Below are 17885 nucleotides of genomic sequence, written 5' to 3'. Positions count from 1 at the left end.
ATGATCGGGACTACGCCATAGAATAGCCGTGCGGCAATCTTATGGCAAACGCACGGGCAGGTCAGGGTCCGCACAACAGGGTCGGGAAAACCGCGTATGAGCAAACGTTATGCGCTGATCGCAGCGATCCGCAACGAAGGGCCGTTCCTGCTGGAATGGACAGCCTACCACAGGATGATCGGGTTCACCGACATCCACGTGTTCAGCGCCGACGACACCGACGGCAACCGCGCGCTGCTGGGGGCACTGGCCGATGCGGGGGCCCTCACCGCCCATGTGAACGCAGGTCCCGGCGGGCACCGCAACCGCGCCTACGAGCAGGCGTTCCGGCTGCCCGCCGTGCAGGCGGCCGATTACGTCATGGCGCTGGACACGGACGAGTTCGTGAATATCCACGTGGGCGACGGCACGCTGTCCGCGCTAATGGACGCCACCCGCAACCCCGATGCGATCAGCCTGTGCTGGCGGATGTTCGGCCACGGCGGCCATCTGCAGTACGACGACGTGCCGGTCACCGCGCGCTTCACCCGGGCCGCACCCACCGACGTGGCGGTCTGCGCGCCGCAGTTCGCGGTCAAGACGCTGTTCCGCCCCGGCCTTGCCACCGGCATCGGCCCGCACCGCCCCGCCGTGGCGGCGGATGTGAGCGCGCACGCGGTGCGCTGGGTGAACGGCGCGGGCAAGTCGGTCAGCGGCGCGCTGCTGGCGGGCGGATGGAAGCTGACGGCGACCACCGCGGGCTACGATCTGGCGCAGATCAACCATTACGTCGTGCGGTCGGCGGCGATCTTTGCCCTGCACAATGTGTCGCGGCCGATGCTGGGGTCAGAGCCGGTGCCACTGGGTCTGCCGGATTTCCTGCGGCTGAACCACAACCAGGCGCAGGACACCACGATCCTGCGCCATGCGGATGCGCTGGCCACCGCGATGGAGGCGCTGCATGCGGCCCCCGGCGTGGCCGCCGCCCACGCGGCCACCGTCGCCCGCACCCGCGCCCTGCTGGCCGATCTGCTGGACGGGGGTGGCGGCGACCCCGGCACGCCACTGGCGCAGATCATGGACGCGGACGCGGCACGGGCGCTGGTGCGCGCGCAGCAAGGCACGCCGGACGATCCGGCGGAGCCGGAGGACGCCTCACCCGCCCCCGGACAGGTCGTGGCCGATGCAGCCGATCTGGCACCGCGCTGGCTGGCGGACCTGCGGCGGTCGGACCACCGGCGCGGCTGGTACGTGTCGCACGACACCTTTGCGGTGCAGTTCACCCGGCGCAGCAGCGACGTGCTGGTGGTGTCCTTCGACAACCTGTCCAGCGTGAACGATGCATCTCTGGCCCGCGACACCTGGGGCTATCCGTTCTATGCGGCCGAAGGCTGGTCCCACATGGGCGTCATGGCCTTCGAGAAGCACTGGTTCCGCGACACGGCCCTGTTCGACGCGCTGGAGGATCAGCGGTCCCTGTTCGCGCAGTTCCGCACGGTCGTGATGACCGGCACGTCGATGGGGGCCTATGCGGCCACCGCCTTTGCCGACCTGGCCCCGGGGTGCACGGTGCTCGCCTATTCGCCGCAGGCGACGCTGGATGCGACCCGCGTGCCGTGGGAGGACCGCTTCGGGTCGGGCCGCAAGCAGGACTGGTCCGGGCGCTATGCCTTTGCGCCGGACCACTGCCGCAGCGCGCGGGACGTGTTCGTGGTCTACGACCCCTACTTCGGCCCGGACCGCCAGCATGCGATGCTGTATCGGGGGGACAACGTCCATCATCTGCAAAGCTGGTACACCTCGCACAAGTCGGCGCTGTTCATGCGCCGCGCTGACATCCTCAAGGACCTGATGCGCGAGGCGGCGGCGGGCACCCTGACGCCGGCGCGGTATTACGCGCTCTACCGGCAGCGGCGCGACCTGCCGTGGTATGTGAACGGGCTGGCCGACCACCTGATCGCGCGCGGCCACGCGCCGCTGGCCCTGCGGCTGGCCGACCATCTGGAGGCCACGGTCCGCCCGCGGCTGGCGCAGGGCATCCGGGCGCGGGTCGCAAGCTGAAGGCCGCGGGGGGCAGGTCTCTCCCGGTTCAGGTCCCCCGCGTGCCCTGCAACCCGCTCAGGTAGGTGCCGTAGTCGGTCTTGGCATAGCGGTGGGCCAGGGCCCCGAGGGCGTCCTCGTCGATCCAGCCCTGCAGATAGGCGATCTCCTCCGGACAGCCGGTCTGCATGCCCTGGCGCGACTGCAGGGTGCGCACGAAGTTGCCGGCATCGAGCAGGCTGCCGTGAGTGCCGGTGTCGAGCCAGGCATAGCCGCGGCCCATCCGCTCCACCGTCAGGCTGCCGTCGTCGAGGTAGGTTTCCAGCAGGGTGGTGATCTCGAGCTCGCCCCGCGTCGACGGCGCGATGCTGCGCGCCCGCGCCGGTGCCGTGCCGTCGAGGAAATAAAGCCCGGTGACCGCATAGGACGAGGGCGGCACGGCAGGCTTTTCCACGATCTGCGTCACGGTGCCGTCCGCATCCATCCCCACCACGCCGTAGCGTTCCGGATCCGCCACGCGGTAGCCGAACACGGTGCCGCCGGCGGTGCGTGCATCCGCACAGGCCAGCATCTCGGGCAGGCCGTGGCCGAAGAAGATGTTGTCGCCCAGCACCATGGCGGAAGGCGCGCCCGCCAGATAATCCTCGGCCACCAGATAGGCCTGCGCCAGACCGTCGGGGCTCGGTTGCACCAGCCAGGTGAGGCGCAGGCCCCATTGCGATCCATCCCCCAGAAGATGCCGGAACTGCGCCTGATCGGCAGGCGTGGTGATGATGCCGATGTCGCGGATGCCCGCCAGCATCAGGACCGACAGGGGATAGTAGATCATCGGCTTGTCGTAGACCGGCATCAGCTGCTTGCTGATCCCTTGCGTGATCGGCCACAGCCGCGACCCGGTGCCACCGGCCAGGATCAGACCCTTGCGGTCGGTCATGTGCGCGTCTCCTGAATGATGCGTGTGAGGGCCGCCTGCCAGTCGGGCCGCACGATGCCATAGGCGGCCGTCAGGCTGCTGCAGTCGAGCCGCGAATTGGCCGGGCGCCGGGCGGGTGTGGGATAGTCGGCGGTGGTGATGTCGACGATCGTGGTGCTGCGCCCCGCGGTGACCATGATCGCGCGGGCGAAGTCCGCCCAGCTGACGTCGGGCGCACCGCTGAAATGATGCACGCCGGTCTGTCCGAGGTCCGGCCGGCCGCTGCCGTCCGCCAGCCGTGCAGCGATGGTCAGGCAGGCGTCGGCGATGGCCGCGGCCGGAGTTGGCCCCCCGATCTGGTCGGCAACCACCCCCACCGTGTCGCGGGTCTCCGACAGGCGCAGCATGGTGGTCATAAAACTCTTGCCACCCCCGTCGAACACCCACGCGGTGCGCAGGACCACGGCGACGGCGCCGCTGTCCAGCACTGCACGCTCGCCCGCGAGCTTGGTGCGCCCGTAGGCGCCCATAGGGCCGGTGGGCGCGTCCGGTGTCCACGCGGGGCCTGCGCCGCCGTCGAAGACGTAGTCCGTCGAGATGTGCACGACCGGCAGCCCCCGCGCCGCACAGGCCCGCGCGATGGCACCCGGGCTGTCGGCGTTCACGACATGGGCTGCATCCTCCTGCGCTTCCGCTGCGTCCACGGCGGTCCAGGCGGCGGCGTTGATTACCGCATCTGCGTCGGTCGCGGTGACCGCAGCCGCACAGGCGGCGGGGTCCGACAGGTCGGCCCGTGTGCGGTCCAGCGTCTGCACCGCGATGCCGCGGGCGGGACCCGCCGATGCGAGCGCGCGGGCGACCTGCCCGGTCTGGCCGAACACCAGCACCTTCATGGCGCGACCGGCGCGGTGCCCAACCGCACGCCCACGCCCGCGCGATCCTGCAGCGGCTGCCACCAGTCGGCGTTGTCCAGATACCAGTCCACGGTCTGCGCCAGACCCTGCTCCAGCGTCAGCGACGGCTGCCAGCCCAGATCGGCGCGGATGCGGCTGGGGTCGATGGCATAGCGCGCATCGTGCCCCGGACGGTCTGTGACATGGGTGATCAGCCGCGCATGCGGCGCATGGTCGGGCCTGCGGTCGTCGAGGATGGCGCAGATCGCCGTCACGATGTCGATGTTGCGCGCCTCGTTCTCTCCGCCGATGGCATAGGTGGCGCCGGGGGCGGCACGCGTCAGCACGGTCAGCAGCGCATCCGCGTGATCCTCCACATAAAGCCAGTCGCGCACGTTCAGCCCCGCGCCGTAGATCGGCAGCGGCTTGCCCGCCAGCGCGTTCAGGATCGTCACCGGGATCAGCTTTTCGGGGAATTGCCGGGGTCCGTAGTTGTTGGAACAGTTCGTCAGCAGGATCGGCAGGCCATAGGTCTCGCCCCAGGCGCGCACCAGATGGTCGGACCCCGCCTTGGTCGCCGAATAGGGCGAGCGGGGGTCGTAGCGGGTGTCCTCGTCGAACATCCCCGTCTCGCCCAGACTGCCGAACACCTCGTCGGTCGAGATGTGGTGAAAGCGAAAATCGGCGGGCTTGCCACGCGACACCCAATAACTGCGCGCCGCTTCCAGCATGTGGAAGGTGCCCAGCACGTTGGTCTCCACGAAGGCGGCGGGGCCGTCGATCGACCGGTCCACGTGGCTCTCGGCGGCCAGATGCATGACCGCATCGGGGGCATGGGCGGCGAAGACAGCATCCAGCGCCGTCCGGTCGCGGATATCGACCTGCGCAAAGGCATAGGCGGGATGATCCGCCACCGCCGCAAGGCTTTCGGTCGCCGCCGCATAGGTCAGGCAATCGACGTTGATGACCCGGTGCCCGTCGCGGATCGCCTGCAGCACGACGGCCGATCCGATGAACCCGGTGCCGCCGGTGACGAGGATCGTCATGGGGATCTTCATGGGGATCGTCATGCGCGGGCCTCATGGGTGAAGGGGGTGTTCAGATCGGCGAAGGATGGCGCCACCGCATCCTTGTCCGACAGCACCGCGACGCCTGCGGGCAGGCCCCAGTCGATGGCCAGGTCCGGATCGTCGAAGCGCACGGCACCTTCGCAGGCGGGCGCGTAAGGGGCCGAGCACTTGTAGGCCACGAGGCAGTCCGGCACCCGCGTGACGAAGCCGTGCAGGAACCCCGCCGGGATCAGCAACTGGCGGTTGTTCGCCGCCGACAGAGTGACGCCGACCCAGGCGCCATAGGTCGGAGAGCCCGCGCGGATGTCCACGGCCACATCCCAGATCTCGCCCGCCAGCACCCGCACCAGCTTGGCCTGCGCGGACGGTGGCGACTGGAAATGCAGGCCCCTGACGGTGCCCGCGTCGCGGCTCCAGCTTTGGTTGTCCTGCACGAAGGCCGTGTCGATGCCGTACCCCGCCAGCGTATCGCGGTTGTAGGTTTCGCTGAAGGCCCCGCGGCTGTCCGCAAAGACACGCGGCGTCACGATCACCACACCGTCCAGTTCCGTCGCTTCAATCATCGTTCACACCCTTGCCGGTTTGGCCCCAAAGGAGGCGTACCCGTCGTGACATACCCGTGCCGCCCCGACCAGAGCCAGAGCCAGACACACCTTCGTCCGTCCCATAGTGGGGCTTTGCAGCGAGAATTTGACGCAAACATGGCCGGGATGGCCATTGGCTCCAAGGATTGCTTCGGCTCTTCCGGCGGACATCGGAGGCACGGCTGGGTCACCGCAGGGGCAAGGCACAGGGCACCATGACCTGCCATATGTCGCAGCCGTCACGGGGCTGGCCGTGCACGCGTGGGGAAAAACAGCATGTCGTGCGCGCAGGCTGTAGCCCGTTGATGATGAACATATGCGCCATGTCAGGATGACGCCTGGTGACATGGTTGTACAAAAGGCGCTCTGCATCCGCTGACCTTTCCATCACGCTTCCGTCTTTTGCGGATGTCATACGTTTGCCACAGGCTTTGAAAATCATTCGCGCCAATTTGAATTGTTTTGCTGAAAATCGGGTCATCGATAGGAAGCGTACTGAATTAAATCAGTCATTTGAGGCCCCCAAGTGATCACATCCGCGCCCACCCGTTTTTCCAACCTGTCACGACTGGCATTCACGTCCTCGGCGCTGATGGTGCTGCTGTCAACGACGGCCATGTCCCAGACATTCGACCGCGTGACCTCGACGGGCACCGTCCAGACGGGTGTCTCGGTCACCGCCCCGGTGGCCAATGCCAACAACGCCAGCGGGTTCGAGCTGATGACGGGCACCGCCACGGTGGACGGCGCGGGCGGGACGTTCGGGAACTAGGACACGGTCGGTGGTGAAGGGTCCGGCGGCGGTGCCGGTATGGGCGGCGTGTTCTTCGTCAACACGGGCGCGTCGCTGACGATCCGCAACGCCAACTTCATCGGCAACACCGCCAAGGGCGGCGACGGCGGCGGTGGCGGCAGCGTCGATCTGGCGGATGCCGGTTTCTCGGTGACCGACAAGACCGCAGTAGGCACGTCGAACTTCATCGCAGGCTTCCAGGGCGAGGTTGCAGGCACGGCGTCCGGCGGTGGTTTCCAGCTGAATACCCTGACTTACGGCGCCAACAAGCCGCCCTACGGCGTGCTCAGCGGGGCCACGATCGCCATCGAATCGACCGGTTCTCCGGTCTTTGCCACCGTCGACACCAGCGATGCGAACGGCATCACCTTTGCCGGTGGTCTGAACGTGTCGTCCTACGTGAAATCCGCCCGCGTGTTCGAGGATCTCGTGTCGGCCGCGCTCGGGGGCGGCGGTGTGTATGCCGACCCGGCCGATATCGTCGGCGGCAACGTCACCCGCGTGAACATCTCGCTTCTGTCGCAGACCGACCGCCTGTCGCTGCAGCCCGGTGGTGCCGTCGTCGGCACCGGGATTCCGGCCGGCACAGTGTCGTCGATCGTGAAAAACGGCAGCGGCGAACCGCTCTATGCCGTCTTCTCGACACCCGTTCCGCAGGCGCAGCTGTCCACGGCCGGGTTCAACATCTTCTCGCCGCCGCCGCTGACCGGTGCGGCCTTCACCGCCGGCGGCAACAGCGTCACCTTCGCGGAAGGGGCGCTGTCGCCGATCCTCGAAGTGGGCATGACCGTCACCTCGCCCGGTTTTGCGCCCGGCACGACCATCACCAACATCAACCCCGTTACGCGCACCGTCACGTTCTCCAGCGCGCCACCGGCCAACCTGATCAAGTTCGACACCGCCAAACCCGGTTCGGTCGTGGGATCGAACGTGTTGTTCGCACCCAGTGCCAACACGGGGCTGGTCATAGGCGACCCGGTCAGCGGTGCAGGCATCCCTGCGGGCACGACCGTCACGGCCGTGAACGGCGACCGGATCGAGCTCAGCAACCCCGTCACGGCCAAGGTTTCGGCCGTCGTGTCGGAAACGCTGCAGATCTCCGGCACCACGGTCACGTCGCGCGGCGATGTCGGCGAAGTCCGCGCCGGCATGGTGGTGCAGGGTGAGGGTGTGCCCGCAGGTACGCGTGTCGTGTCGGTCAACGCCGCGAGCGGGACCGTGACGCTCAGCAACGGGGTGACGGGCGATCCGTCGCGTCTGCTGTTCGTGTCTGAAACCGCATTCGGCGGTGCCATGAACGGTCGCGCACCGCTGTTGACCGCCACCAAGCGCCAGAACGGCAACGATGGCATCGGGGCGTTCAACAATGCGGGCGAGGGTGGCAGCGGTCTGGGCGGGACCGGCGGCGGCAACAATGTCAACGGCACCGGTGGGTCCGGCGGCGACGGTGGCGACGGCCGTGACGGCCAGTCGACGAACCCCGATCTGGCGTTTGAGACCTCGGCCCTCGCGCTCGACATCGCGGCGGCCATCGCCGAGGGGATCGGCGCGGGCGTGCCCGATCCCTATCCCAAGCCGATCCTCGCCGTGGCTGCGGGCCTGTCGGTGGCGGCCAAGGTCGTCAGCGCCGCCGATGTCGCGCGTCGCATCGTCGTGTTCCAGACGAATGTCGGACAGGGCCTGACCGGCCAAGGCGGCGACGGCGGTGAAGGTGGCGACGGCGGAAACGGCAGCGTCTTCTATGGCGGCGGCGTCGGCGGGGCCGGCGGCGATGCCGGTGCAGCCGCGGGCAATTCGCTGGGCGACGGTGCCGCGGGTGCGGGCGGCGCAGGCGGCAACGGCGGCTTCGGCGCCGGCGGCGGCGCGGCCGGCAAACCCGGCGAAGGTGCCACCTCGGCGGGCATCGCGGATGGCGGCAACGGCGGCTTCGGCGGCGGTGCCGGGTCGAGCGTGGATGCGGACGGCAATACATCCGGCGGCGTCGGCGGATCGGGTCTGGGCGGCGCGATCTTCGTGCGGTCGGGTGGCACGCTGGTGCTGCAGGGCGGCATGACGTTCGCCGGCAACCGCGCGCAGGGCGGGTCCAGCGGCGACGACGACGGCGCACCCGGCGTCGGCGCAGGCTCTGACTTGTTCATCATGAAGGGTTCGAACGTCACCCTCGCGCCCGGTGCGGGGCAAAGCATCGTCTTCGAAGGCACGATCGCCGACAACTCCACGGCGTCGGGTATCGGTTCCAACGCGACCAGCGACGGTGCATCGCTCAAGATCAACGGCGAAGGCCAGGTCGCCTTCCTGAACGAGAATACCTACACCGGCGATACCACGCTGCAAAGCGGCCGTCTGCGCGCCGAGGACGGCGTCGGGGTCCATGCGGAATCGCGTATCGTCTTAGACGGGATCACCACGAACAACAGCGGCGGCACATTGCAACTGACCGGCACGAACGTGCCGGTGTTCCTGTCGTCGGGCACCTTCGACCGCTGGGTCGGCGACGATTCCGACAACGTGATGTGGACCGGTAGCGGCGGTTTCGCCGCCCTCGCACCGGGCCTGACGGTCAACCTCGGCGGATCCGGCGCCGGCAACCAGAGCTTGGTCTGGGGCCAGAACGGCTTTGTGCCGAACGGCAGCAGCCTCGTGCTCGGCGCCATCGACGCGACGGGCGTCGTGACGTTCCAGAACAACATCGGCACCGCGAATGCGTCCACCGACGACGTGGCCTTCTATCTGGTGGACAACACCGCCAGCGCCAACGACCACAGCGTGCTGAAGGGCAGCGTCACGGCCGACGTGATGACCGTGAACGCCGATGCAGGCGCCGCCACGATGAAAGTGGAAGGCGATCTGAACGTCGCGACCCTCGACATCCGCGGCGGCACCGTAGAGACCCGTGGCACCGGCCGCTTCGTCGATACGGCCGCGATCGACATCGCGGCGGGCGGCACCTTCGTCGCGGGCACAGTGGACACCACGGGCGCTGTCACCAACACGGGCACCTACACCGTAAACGCGGACCAGACCGTGGCCTCGCTGACCAACAACAGCGGCAGCACCGTCAACCAGGACGCCGATCTGACGACCAAGACCGGCGGCGGCGTCACCAACAATCTGGGCAGCACCTACAACCTCGGCGGCGACATCACCTCGGCCACGGGCGTCGTGCAGAACGGCCAGATGACCGTCGATGGCGACCGCACCGTCACCGCCGCCACCGGCCTGTCGGGCACCACCGATGGTCGCATCGCACTGACCGATGCGGACGACAAGCTGACGGTCGATCAGGCCGGCAACACGACGTTTGCGGGCGTGATCAGCGGCGCGGGCGACGTGACCAAGGAAGGCACCGGCACCCTCACCATCACCGGCGCCAACACCTACACCGGCGGCACCACGGTGTCCGAAGGCACCCTCGACACCACCGGCGGCGGCACCCTGGCCGACACCGGCGACATCGACATCCGCTCCGGCGCCACCTTCGTGGCGGGCACCGCCGACACGGTGCGCGACGTGACCAACGCGGGCACTTACGACGTGAACGCCGACCAGACCGTGGCCTCGCTCACCAACGCAGACGGCAGCACCGTCAACCAGGACGCCGATCTGACCACCAAGACGGGTGGCGGTGTGATCAACAACCTGGGCAGCACCTACAATCTCGGCGGGGACATCACCTCGGCGACGGGCGTCGTGCAGAACGGCAAGATGAACGTCGATGGCGACCGCACCATCACCGCGACGACCGGCCTGACCGGGAGCGGTCGCATCAGCCTGACCGACGCCACCGACGCACTGACCATCGACCAGCTGGGCAACACGACGTTCGCAGGTGTCGTGAACGGCGCCGGTGCGCTGACCAAGGACGGCACCGGTACTCTGACCGTGACCGGCGCCAATACCTACACCGGCGGCACCACGGTGTCGGCGGGCACCCTCGACACCACCGGCGGCGGCACTCTGGCCGACACCGGCGACATCGACATCCGCTCCGGCGCCACCTTTGTGGCCGGTACGGCCGATACGGTCGGCGTGGTGACGAACAGCGGCACGCTGGATCTGGCGACGCGGCAGACCGTGGCATCCCTGACCAACGCAACCGGCGGCACGGTCGATCAGGATGCAAACCTGACCGTGCGCACCGGTGGCGTGACCAACGCGAGCGGTGCGACCTTCAACCAGTCAGCCGACATCGCGGCGGCTGGCAACGTGACCCAGAACGGCACGCTGAACGTGGACGGCGACCGCACCATCGCGACCAATGGCCTGACCGGCACCGGCACCATCCGCGTGACGGACGCGAACGACGCGCTGACCATCGACCAGCGCGGCAACACGACCTTTGGTGGTCGTGTCACCGGGGCGGGCGACCTGACCAAGGACGGTGCGGGAACGCTGACGCTGAACGGTGCGGCGGGGGCCATCGCGGTCACCGACGTCACCCTGGCCCAGGGCGGCCTGTCGCTGACGCGCGGCGGGATCATCGCGTCGGCTGCCGATCTGACGATCGACGGCGGGGCCTTTGCCATCGCACAGGACAGTCAGACCCTGCGCAGCCTGTCGGGCAACGGCACGGTCACGCTGAACGGGTCGAACCTGACCCTGTCGCAGGCCAGCGACTTCCGCGGTGACATCGCCGATGCGGGCGCACTGACGGTCAACGGCGCCTTCGACTTCGCGGGCGCGCTGTCCGGCGCGACCTTCGATCTGGTCAACGGCGAGATCGTCCTGGCCGGTGCCAGCACCGCGACCTTCGGCAATGTCACCCTGAACGGGTCCGACATGGTCGTGACCGGTCGCGCGGCGGGCGAGCCTGCCCGCCTGCAGGTGTCGGACACGCTGTCCGTCACCGGCTGCGGCGTGCTGGAACTCAACGGCAGGCCCGTGGCCGACCAACCGACGATCACCGCAGGTCAGGTCCGCGTGACGGGGGCCTGCGCGGTCCTGGCGGGCACCGGCTTTGTCGACAGCGCGCGCACCGTCATCAGTGGCGGCGGCACGCTGAACCCCGGCCAGTCGCCCGGCGTCATCGTGTTCTCCGGCGACCTGACGCTGGAGGAGTCGACCACGATCATGGAGATCGCCGGTGCGGCCCCGGGCACGGGCCACGATTACGTCAACATCGGCGGTCGGTTCACGATCGGCGAGGATGCAACGCTGAACGTGAAGCTCATCGACGGCTACGTGCCGGCGACGGGTCAGGCGTTCAACCTGTTCGACTTCGATCCCGAGCAGTGGACCGGAGAGTTCGACACCATCGTCAACGAGACCGGACGCAACTACGTCTATGCGGCCTCGACCGGTGTGCTGGTCACGCTGGGGGCGGCCGATGGCGACGATGAGGAGCAGGTCGTCGATCTGTCCGACAATCTGGGCGACTTCGGATCGGGCACCAACAACGACGCGTCCGACGTGATCGACGGCTTCCTGTCGTCGGGCGGTAGCAACGGCGTCGGCGGCGCGTTCGGGGGCAACCTGGTCCCGGCGCTGGCCGCGGCAGACCCGGAGGACCGCGCCGCGATCTTCGCGCGGTTCACCTCGGAAGGGTATGGCGGCGTCTACGAGTACGCCTACCGGTCGCTGAACTTCGGTTCGTCCTTCGTGGACCGGGTCGATATCCCGTCCGGGCCGCGGACCTTTGCGGATGTCCGCTACATGAACCAGGACATCGGATCGCAATCCTCGCAGACGCTGTCCGACTTCAGCCTGAACTACGGTGGTCTGGCGCTGACCGCCGGTCTGCAACTGGAACGCCTCGCCTTCGGCCTCGAGATCGAGAGGCTGGACGGGTCGGCCAACGTGGGCTCGGTGCTGCGCGCCGACGGGACCGGTCGCAACCTGGAGTTCGGGGTGGTGGGGCTGGTCAACCAGACCGACACCAGCCGCCTGCAGGCCTATGCGACGGTCGAGGACGGCAGCCACACGCTGGACGGTCGCCGGACGGCGATCCTGTCGACCACGCGGTTCGAGGATGTGGACAGCGATGCCCGCGTCTATCGGCTGGGTGCGCAATACGTGACCACCGTCGGACGTGCGACCTACGGGATCGACGGGTCGATCATGCGCGGCACGCTGGGTGCGCTGGAGCTTGCGGAACAGGGTGGCGATCTGAACGACCGTCTGACGCTGCGGGTGCCGGAAACCGACGTGACCGGCCTGTCGCTGGCGCTGACCACAAGTTCCGCCGTGACCCAGAGCCTGAGCCTGACCGGTGGTCTGGCCGTGGATGTGACCAACGGGCTGAACGACTATGCGATCCAGACGTCGGTCGGCAACGAGACGCGCACCGCGGACATCAACGTCCCCGGGATCGACCGGGTCGTCACGACCCTGTCGGTCGGGGCCGAATACGCCCTGTCGCCACAGGCGCGGCTGGCCGCATCGGGCTATGTCAACGGCATCGGCAACGGCTGGGACGACAAGGGTGCGGAAATCGAGCTGAAGTTCGATTTCTGATGACGGGGACGTGGACGTGGACGGGGATCGCATAGCATGGCCAGTACGGCACGATGGGCCATTGCGGCGATCCTCGGTCTGGGTGTGGCGGGCCTTGCGGCGGGGACGTGGGGCTATGACAGCCGGCCCATGCTGGGCCTGCGGGCGATGACGGGCCAGCCGTCGGGCACCCTGCTGCATGCGGTCAGCCTGTATGGTCAGGGCGACATCCCCGGTGCCCTGATCACGCTGGAACCGGTCGTGGCCGACGGCTATGTCCCGGCCCTGGGCGTGCTGTGCCAGTTCGTCAACGACCGTGACCGGATCGCTGCGACCGAAGAGGATTGCGTCACCGCCATGCAGGACCGACCCGAACAACGGCTGACCAGCCTGACCGACCTTGCGATCTGGGCCCAGGAATGGGACGTCGCCGCGGGGCTGCTGGATCAGCGTCTGGCCGCGGGCGATCTGACCGCGCATTTCGACCGCGCGCGCCTGACCGCCCTCGCCCCTGCCAGCACCTTCGATCCGGCGACGATTCCCGACCTGATCCAGGCTGCCGCCGCCGCCGAGGATCCACGCGGGCAGTATGCCCAGGTCGTCGCGGTGCTGAGCGCCGGGGCGGAGGGCGCACTCACCCCGGTCCTGGCCCAAATGCTGGTGCGCCAGCCCAAGCTGACCGCCGCCGATGCCTATTTCGAGCTGGCCAAGCTGGTTCAGGCCAGGGCGGTGTCCAGCGATCTGGACTATGTCGAGATCCTGTCGCGGGCCGACCGGTTGGGCAATCCCCATGCGGCGCGGTATCTGGCGCAGTATCATGCGGCGAACCCTGCGGGCGATCCGGATGGGGCCGAACAGGCGCGCTGGATGGCAAAGGCCGCCAGCGGCGGCGATCCGGTCGCGCAATTCAACCGCGCCGTGGCGATCCTGGGCGACCCGGCAGCGGATGCGCCAAGGGCCGAGGCGGTGGCCCTGCTGGACCGGTCCGCCGCGACCGGGTTCGTGCCGGCACTGAACACGCTGGGCATCACCCTGTGGCAGGAGCCGTCCTTGATGGACGGCGATGCGGCGGCGGTGCGTGCCCGCGCCATCGCCCTGCTGGAACAGGCCGATGCCAAGGCGGACGCGAACGCCGCCTTCAACCTCGGCTCCATCGCGCTGTCGCAGGGCGACCGGGACCGGGCGGTTGCGCATTTCACCATCGCCGCCAGCCGCGGCAAGGCGGAAGCGGCGGACGTGCTGGCACAGATGGAGGCCGCCGCTGGCCGGTGACGCGCCCCGGTCCGCCACGCTGGACTGGTTCAGGGGGGTCGGAATCCTCGCGGTGCTCTGGGGCCATGCGGGTCTGCCCGGTCTGCCGGGCGCCTACCTGTTCATCGACACCTTCTTCGTCATCAGCGGCTATCTGGTGTGCAGGTCCCTGATCCGCAGCCTTGCGGCGGCGGAGGCGGCGGGACAGGGCCGTTGGGGGGCGATCCGCGACTTCTATGCCGGACGCATCCGGCGCATCGCGATCCCGCTGTGCGCGGCGGTTCTGCTGACGCTGGCGGGCGCGTGGGTCCTGTTCCTGCCGGACGATCTGTCGGCGGTGGCACGGTCCGCACAGGCGACGCTGACCCTGCAGGCACACCGCTATGCACAGTCGCTGGGCGATTATTTCGATGCGATCACCCGGACCGCACCGCTTCTGCACGCCTGGAGCCTGTCGCTGGAGGAGTGGTTCTATATCATGACCCCGGCACTGGTCCTGCCCGCACTGATCTGGCGGCGGTGGATCTGGACCCTGGTCCTGCTGGCGCTGTGCGCCGCGTCGCTGTGGTTCGCAACCAGCCTTGCCATGGGCACGGCAGGTGCAGGCTACAGCCGGATCGACACGCGGTTCTGGCAGTTCGCGGCCGGGGTGATCCTGGCCCTCGCGCTGCCCCGTCGACCTGTCCTGCCGACAGCGCTGAACGATGCGGCCGTGGTCGCAGGGCTGGCCTTGGTCTTTGCTTCGGTCCTGATCCTGACCGACAAGGCACCCAGCCCCGGCATCGTGACACTGCCGGCGGTCGCTGGCATCGCGCTGGTGCTGGTGCTGCAGCCGCAGAGCCGCATCGTGATCGCCGCGACGCGGACGCCGGCACTGACGTTCTGCGGGCGCAGGCTCTACAGCCTCTATCTCGCGCATTATCCGGTCATGGTCTTCTACGACTATGTCGGGATCGATCTGGGTCCTGCCACCGACGGGGTGAAGTTCGCACTGGCCCTTGGCGTGTCGCTGGGCTTTTACGCGGTGTTCGAGGCGCCCCGGCGCGGCTGGCGCGATCTGTCGCTGTGGCGCGTGACGGCGCTGGCCGGCACGCTGGCCGCCGCCGTTGTGGCGCTGACAGGTCTCATCGCACACACCGGCGGCGCGCCTGACCGTCTGCCGCAACAGGCGCAACAGGCCTGGGCCGCCCGGTTCATGGTCAACCCCGAACGCGCCCGCTGCATGACGGGCGAGTTGACGCTCTACGGCTATTCCTGCCTGATCGGCCCCGCCGACCGGCCTTACGTGGCACTGATCGGCGACAGCCATTCGGATGCGTTGGCGCAGCAGCTGGCGCTGGCGCTCGATGCGCGCGGCCTCAGCCTGCGGCATTACTGGTATGCGGAATGTCCGGCGGTCGGCGCAGATCTGGCAGCGTTGGACGTGTTTCCCGACACCTGCACGCGTCTGAGCGTTGAGGCGCATCAGGCCGTGATGCGCGACCCGGCGCTGGCAGGCGTGATCTATTCCCTGCGCTGGCCGTGGTATCTGGACGATCCGGATGACCGCAACATCCGCGCGACCTGGCGGGGAGCCGACGGCATGCCGCGCGGTTTTGCCGACATGGTGGGCTTCCGTACGGATTTCACAGCGATCCTAGCGACGTCGCTGCGGCAGTTCGCGGATCGCGGCACGCCGGTCTGGCTGGTCAGCCCCGTGCCAAGCCTTCCGGACGATCCGGTGCGCCGTCAGGCGATTGACTTATGGCATGGCGACGGAATGAAGAACCCGATGATGGACGGCATTGCCATGACCGGCTACCTGACCGAACGGGCGACCTTCGACAGGATGGTTGCGGACCTGTCGGCGACCGTCCCTGTCCAGATCCTCGACCTACAGGACGCGCTGTGCAACTCGGACCGTTGCCAGGTCTATGGGGGTTTCGGCAGTCTTTACTACGATGACAACCACCTGAACGAAGTCGGCGCCGCCACCGTCGTGCAGGATCTGCTGATGTACGAGTGAGCAGGGCTGGAACGCAGCGGTGCGTTGGGCCTTGAGCGCGCCCAGCAGATCCGCATGCAGGCCCTGTCCGACGATGCGGTCGTCATGCAGGAATACGATGCGGTCGGCGATCTTGCGGGCGAACTGCATCTCGGGCGTCACGATCAGCATGGTCTGGCCGCGCCCCGCCACGCGGCGCATCAGGTCCGGCACTTCGCCCACCCATTCGGGACGGGGCGCGGAGGTCGGCTCGTCGAACTGTATGTGGTCCGCGTTCACCATCATGACACACCTGATGCGGACCCGCTGACCCTGGCCGCACGCCAGGGCAAAGGGGTAGGGCGTCCTCACTGTCCGTCAGATTTCGCGTAGGATTGCGTTGGCGAAGGCGCAGGCCTTCACGGTGAGCAGCCCTTCGGAGCGCGTGCGCGGGCCTATATCCAATTCTTCATGGCTCGTTGCTTTGCAGCAAGATAGGGAGTTTGCCGCGACCCAGCTTGGTATGTACCGCCTGTGAACTCACGTCGAAGCGCAATTTCTACTGGACCAAGGTATCATTGAGGCTCCTGAGCCTCTATCAAATTATCCCGAAAGACTTCTGTCGGCGTCTGCCACCCGAGACATTTGCGGGGCGTGGCGTTCAGGCGATCGCAAATCGACCTTACTTATCGATTTGAGATCGGTACTGCGTGGCAAGTCACGGCGCAGTCGGCAGTTGGTGTTTTCAACCGTACCTTTCTGCCAAGGCGACTTCGGATCACAGAACCACGGTTCCACACCGAGACCTGCCCTGAGATGTCGCCAGGCGCTGAACCCGGTACCACGGTCGAAGGTAATGGATCGACGGGCCTGCGGGGGCAGGGCAGCAAGACCAGTGATCAACCCCTCCATCACCGGCTTCGATTGCCGGTCCGGGTTTTTCAAGATGACGGCGAACCAGCTGACCCGTTCGACCAACGAGGTTACGTTTGCGCGGCCGAACTCCTTGCGAAACATCATCGGATCGCATTCCCAGTGTCCAAACTGGGACCGATCCCCAACAGTTGCTGGGCGATGTGCGATGGCCAGTTCATCGAGAAACCGGAGGCCATGATGTCAACGTGTGCCGCAGGGTCTGCGCCGGCGACGATGCTCGGGCAGGTGCCGGTAGAAGTGCTCGGCGCGACCGTCCTTTGAATAGGCATGGCGATAGATCGTATCATCGCTGACCCGGTGAGGATGCTGTTCCAGCGTCATGCGGCCTGCACTCTGCTCCGGTGACCAGCCGGCATCCAGACCCGCACGGACAGCGGCCATGACTTGGGATGCCGGATCAACTTGCGATGCACGGCGCGGCGACCTTCGGACCGGTCTTGCGCGGTCACCGCATGGTCGCCGTCGGGCTCGGGTCATTCGGCATCACGATAGAACTTCCGACTGATCTCGCGGTAGATCGTGCAGGGGGCACGACTTGAAAGTTCCGCCATCTCCCTGACCGACATCTTGGCCAGCTTGCGACGTTCATCCAAGTTCAGTTGAAAGTAGCGACGTCCCATGATTCAACGCCATGCAAGGTTCTGTTTCGATACAGAAGTTGCACATCGTTTGTGAATCCACCCGCCTGCATATTGCTGTTGCAACCAAGTTGAAATGTCCCTCGGTGCGCAAAGTAGAAATGTCCCATGTGCGGTGTCGCGCATGGCTGGGCAGGGCGGAGACCTCATCTATCGCAGCCCTGACCAGCCATGCCTTTCCGGTCATTCGGCGGGATGTGGCGCGGCAGCTTTTTCCTTCGCCCTGCGCGCGAGTTTGGAATTCCAGCCTTCGGTATTGCGCCGACCGTTGGGGACATAGACCGTCGCCTGTTTGCCTGCGCGACGCGGCTTGGGAGGTGCCTTGTCCTGTGCGGCCTTGATATGCTCCAGCACCGCGCTGAGGTGCTTGTTCTCGGTGATTGCCGCATGCGT

The 17885-nt window shown here is 67.5% G+C and carries 10 protein-coding genes and 2 pseudogenes; 6 read left to right on the top strand and 6 right to left on the bottom strand.

Annotated elements, in window-relative coordinates; genetic code table 11:
• Positions 1-96: 96 nt before the first annotated feature.
• Positions 97-2040, top strand: a complete 1944-nt coding sequence (locus BMX16_RS13125; protein WP_089904421.1) for a glycosyltransferase family 2 protein — start codon at positions 97-99, stop codon at positions 2038-2040.
• Between the two features lie 28 nt (positions 2041-2068).
• On the opposite strand, the gene rfbA is transcribed toward BMX16_RS13125, so the two are convergent.
• The 4 genes from rfbA to rfbC are packed head-to-tail and all read right to left on the bottom strand — an operon-like array spanning position 2069 to position 5458.
• Positions 2069-2953 carry a glucose-1-phosphate thymidylyltransferase RfbA gene (rfbA, locus tag BMX16_RS13120; RefSeq protein WP_089904418.1) on the bottom strand — a complete coding sequence of 295 codons (885 nt, stop codon included), beginning with the start codon at positions 2951-2953 and terminating at the stop codon, positions 2069-2071.
• Complete coding sequence (gene rfbD / locus BMX16_RS13115) at positions 2950-3825, bottom strand: dTDP-4-dehydrorhamnose reductase (protein ID WP_089904415.1); 876 nt, start codon at positions 3823-3825, stop codon at positions 2950-2952. Before rfbD ends, rfbA begins: the two co-directional genes overlap by 4 nt.
• Positions 3822-4871 carry a dTDP-glucose 4,6-dehydratase gene (rfbB, locus tag BMX16_RS13110; protein ID WP_089904508.1) on the bottom strand — a complete coding sequence of 350 codons (1050 nt, stop codon included), beginning with the start codon at positions 4869-4871 and terminating at the stop codon, positions 3822-3824. Before rfbB ends, rfbD begins: the two co-directional genes overlap by 4 nt.
• A gap of 20 nt (positions 4872-4891) precedes the next feature.
• Positions 4892-5458, bottom strand: a complete 567-nt coding sequence (rfbC, locus tag BMX16_RS13105) for a dTDP-4-dehydrorhamnose 3,5-epimerase (protein WP_089904412.1) — start codon at positions 5456-5458, stop codon at positions 4892-4894.
• A 547-nt stretch (positions 5459-6005) separates the two neighbouring features.
• Here rfbC and BMX16_RS17785 point away from each other — a divergent pair.
• From BMX16_RS17785 to BMX16_RS18355, 5 genes are read left to right on the top strand one after another with little or no spacing between them, the layout of a single operon-like run.
• Positions 6006-6251 carry a hypothetical protein gene (locus BMX16_RS17785; protein ID WP_089904409.1) on the top strand — a complete coding sequence of 82 codons (246 nt, stop codon included), beginning with the start codon at positions 6006-6008 and terminating at the stop codon, positions 6249-6251.
• Positions 6252-6290: 39 nt separating this feature from the next.
• Positions 6291-12725: a beta strand repeat-containing protein gene (locus BMX16_RS18215; RefSeq protein ID WP_089904406.1), complete on the top strand. Its 6435-nt coding sequence runs from the start codon at positions 6291-6293 to the stop codon at positions 12723-12725.
• A 36-nt stretch (positions 12726-12761) separates the two neighbouring features.
• Complete coding sequence (locus tag BMX16_RS17650; RefSeq protein WP_177174665.1) at positions 12762-13976, top strand: SEL1-like repeat protein; 1215 nt, start codon at positions 12762-12764, stop codon at positions 13974-13976.
• A complete protein-coding gene (locus tag BMX16_RS13090; RefSeq protein ID WP_281242600.1) occupies positions 13891-15960 on the top strand; it encodes an acyltransferase family protein in 2070 nt (689 codons plus the stop codon). The genes BMX16_RS17650 and BMX16_RS13090 overlap by 86 nt, the downstream gene beginning before the upstream one ends.
• A 54-nt stretch (positions 15961-16014) precedes the next feature.
• On the top strand, positions 16015-16311 hold the full coding sequence (locus tag BMX16_RS18355; RefSeq protein ID WP_177174663.1) for a hypothetical protein: 297 nt from the start codon (positions 16015-16017) through the stop codon (positions 16309-16311).
• 182 nt (positions 16312-16493) lie between these two features.
• Here BMX16_RS18355 and BMX16_RS13080 read toward each other — a convergent pair.
• Together BMX16_RS13080 and BMX16_RS13075 are read right to left on the bottom strand one after the other, a co-directional pair.
• Positions 16494-17474: pseudogene (locus BMX16_RS13080) on the bottom strand (IS30 family transposase).
• A 201-nt stretch (positions 17475-17675) separates the two neighbouring features.
• A pseudogene (locus tag BMX16_RS13075) lies at positions 17676-17885 on the bottom strand (ISNCY family transposase); the annotation flags it as partial.

The sequence above is a fragment of the Loktanella fryxellensis genome (assembly GCF_900110065.1).
GTDB lineage: Bacteria > Pseudomonadota > Alphaproteobacteria > Rhodobacterales > Rhodobacteraceae > Loktanella > Loktanella fryxellensis.
The sequence above is the reverse complement of the archived record's forward strand: the minus strand, read 5'-3'. Positions and strand labels throughout refer to the sequence as shown.